Genomic DNA, 2942 nt, shown 5'->3' with positions numbered 1-2942 from the left:
GTAAGCGTCGGAATCTTGCACGACTTCCCGAGAGTGCGTTGGCGTTCCATATCGGGTTCCTTGCTGCAAGGGAGGATCTCCGGTGGGTACGGAATATTTCAAGAACGAAGCGCGTCGCTCTTTTTGGTCGGTACACGTTGAAGCCTGGCGACGAAGCGGTCTCAGCAAGCGCAAATATTGTCGTCAGCATCGTCTCAGTGGCGGTACATTTGATCGGTGGCTGCGGCATCTGATTGACGCCGAAGCTCTGAAAATACGAACGGAATTGCATCGGGAAGAACGTCGGGAGCGACTCCGGAAGACGCGGGCTCCAGTATCGAAGGACCTCCGCTGCAGAGCCGTGCAAGCGTTCTGGGCGATGCACGTTGAAGCAATGAGATGGTGCGGTCTGAGCATGCAAGCGTATGCCAAGGCACATGGCATATCGCAGCACAGCCTGAGGCGATGGCGCGATTTGATCGACGCCAACGAGGTCGAAATCGACTGGCGTGCGCAACTTCATCCGAGCGCCCGCCCACTAATAAGCATTGGTGCTAGCAGCGCTGCTAAGGGGTCTCGCGTCGGGAGCCGCTTGACAGATGCACCAACTGTCGATCCGCCGAACGACGGACGCGCCATCCGACGTCGCTTCAGTGACGAGGAAAAGGTCGCGATCGTGACCGAGTCCGAGCTCCCCGGCGCCACCGCCGCAGAGGTTTGCCGGCGCCACGACATCGTCACCAGCATGTTGTTCCGGTGGCGGGTACAGTTCGGGTTCAGCAAGCGAGGGCGGGCGAACTTGGCGGCTGTGACGGTCGCAGGAGCGCAATCCGCAACGCTCGTCCTGAACGATCTGTTGCAGCCGCCCGACGGCATGAAGGTTATCGAATTGGACGATGGGCGCCGCGTGTTCGCACCGATCGGCTGCGATCCGGATGCGGTGCGGCGACATGTTGCCGAACAGGAGACGGCATGATGATGATCGTGCCGGCCGGCGTGAAAGTGCACCTGGCTTTGGGCTATACCGACATGCGCAAGGGCCTTGATGGGCTCGCTACCCTGATCCAGGAACACCTCAAGAAGGACCCGTTCTCTGGCCACCTGTTCGCCTTCCGTGGCCGGAATGCGAGCAGACTGAAGATCCTGTTTTGGGATGGCAATGGGCTCTGCCTGTTCACCAAGCGCATCGATCAAGGTGGCTTCATCTGGCCGAGAATGACCGATCCTGGCGGCACCGTGACGTTGTCTCCAGCGCAGCTTGCGATGTTGATCGAAGGCATCGATTGGCGCACGCCGGAGCGTCGATGGCGACCTGCAATCGCAGGCTAAGAAATCACAGAAACCCGCATAGAATATAGCGAAGTTGCTTCCTCGAATCGGCATGTTCGAGTAGATTCGGACATGCAGCTCGATCTCAATAACTTGCCATCGGACACAACGCTTCTTCATCGTTTGGTGCGGGATATTGCAGAGACTGTCCAGCATCGAGACAGCGAGATCGAGCGTCTCCAGTCGATCATCAAACAGCTTCAACGAGCACAATATGGGCGTCGTTCCGAGCGCCTCGATGCTGGTCAACTCGCCCTTGGGCTTGAAGATCTTGGCGTCGATGTTGCCGCCGTCGAGGCCGATCAGGGTTCGGCGACTGCCGTCCCGCGACCTCCGAATCCGCGTCCGAAGCGCAAACCACTGCCCGAGCATCTGCCGCGCGAAGACGTGGTGCTCCATGTCGATTGTGAAAGCTGCGGGTGCTGCGGCGGCCCTCTGCATGCGATTGGCGAGAGTGTCAGCGAGATGCTGGACTGGGTGCCGGCTCAGCTTCGCGTAGTGCGGATCACACGCCCGAAATATGCCTGCCGTACCTGCAACAAGGTCGTGCAAGCTGAGGCGCCGGAGAGACCGATCGCTGGCGGATTGGCAACAACAGCCCTGCTCGCCCACGTGCTGGTCAGCAAGTACTGCGATCACACCCCGCTCTACAGACAGTCGCAGATCTTCGCTCGACACGGTGTTGATCTCTGTCGTTCGACGCTGGCCGGATGGGTTGGCGGCGCGTGCTGGTGGCTGGAAGCTCTGCACGAGCGACTGTGCAAAAACGTGTTTGCCTCCGGTCATCTGTTCGCCGACGACACACCGGTTCCGGTGCTCGATCCTGGCCGCGGGCGAACAAAAACCGGACGACTGTGGGTGTACGTCCGGGAGCAAAGACCCTGGAGCGGACCAGAGCCGCCGGCGGCAGTGTATCTGTTCGAGCCGGATCGCAGGGCGCAGCGTCCTGTATCCCATCTTACGCAGTTCAAAGGGGTCCTGCACGTTGACGGCTATGCTGGCTTCGAACATTTGACCAGCAATGGTGACGTCGTACTTGCTGCGTGCTGGGCGCACACGAGACGCAAGTTTTACGAGATCGTCGAAGCTACCGGATCGCCTGTTGCGGCGGAGGCCTTGCGTCGGATCGGAGAACTCTATGCAATTGATGCGCGGGTCCGCGGAAAATCTCCTGCCTATCGACTCGCTGAGCGGCGCTCCTTCTCGAAACCGATCGTAGAGGCACTTCATTCCTGGCTCGAAGCACACCTTCCACGCCTGCCCGCAACAAGCACACTTGCTGAGGCGATCCGGTATGCCCTCTCGCGTTGGGAGGGATTGACGCGCTTCCTGCAGGACGGTCGCATTGAACTCGACACAAATCCAGTCGAACGCGCTATCCGACCCGTGGCGCTCGGCCGTAAGAACCACCTGTTTGCGGGCAGCGATGGCGGCGGCGACAGATGGGCGGTTCTCTGCTCGCTGATCGAAACTTGCAAACTCAACGATGTTGAACCCTACGAGTACCTGCGTGACGTGCTCACTCGAATGGTGCACGGCCACGCCATCAACCGACTCGACGAACTGCTGCCCTGGGCCTGGAGATCGAACAATCATGTCAAGACCTGACTAACCTGCAGCAGGTGGACGCATAC

Annotated in this window: 3 protein-coding genes; all 3 read left to right on the top strand. The window is 59.8% G+C overall.

The genetic code is table 11. From position 1 onward, the window contains the following. The first annotated feature begins 82 nt into the window (after positions 1-82). The 3 genes from tnpA to tnpC all read left to right on the top strand — a co-directional run bounded on the left by tnpA (position 83) and on the right by tnpC (position 2916). On the top strand, positions 83-955 hold the full coding sequence (tnpA, locus tag AC5ZGW_RS45640) for an IS66 family insertion sequence element accessory protein TnpA (protein ID WP_130231739.1): 873 nt from the start codon (positions 83-85) through the stop codon (positions 953-955). Further along, positions 952-1308 (top strand): IS66 family insertion sequence element accessory protein TnpB, encoded by a 357-nt coding sequence (gene tnpB / locus AC5ZGW_RS45635; protein WP_456644980.1) that lies wholly within the window; start codon positions 952-954, stop codon positions 1306-1308. Before tnpA ends, tnpB begins: the two co-directional genes overlap by 4 nt. Positions 1309-1380: 72 nt before the next feature. Further along, positions 1381-2916, top strand: a complete 1536-nt coding sequence (gene tnpC, locus AC5ZGW_RS45630) for an IS66 family transposase (protein WP_130231737.1) — start codon at positions 1381-1383, stop codon at positions 2914-2916. Positions 2917-2942 lie beyond the last annotated feature (26 nt).

The sequence above is a fragment of the Bradyrhizobium sp. Crot121 genome (assembly GCF_059512385.1).
The sequence above is the reverse complement of the archived record's forward strand: the minus strand, read 5'-3'. Positions and strand labels throughout refer to the sequence as shown.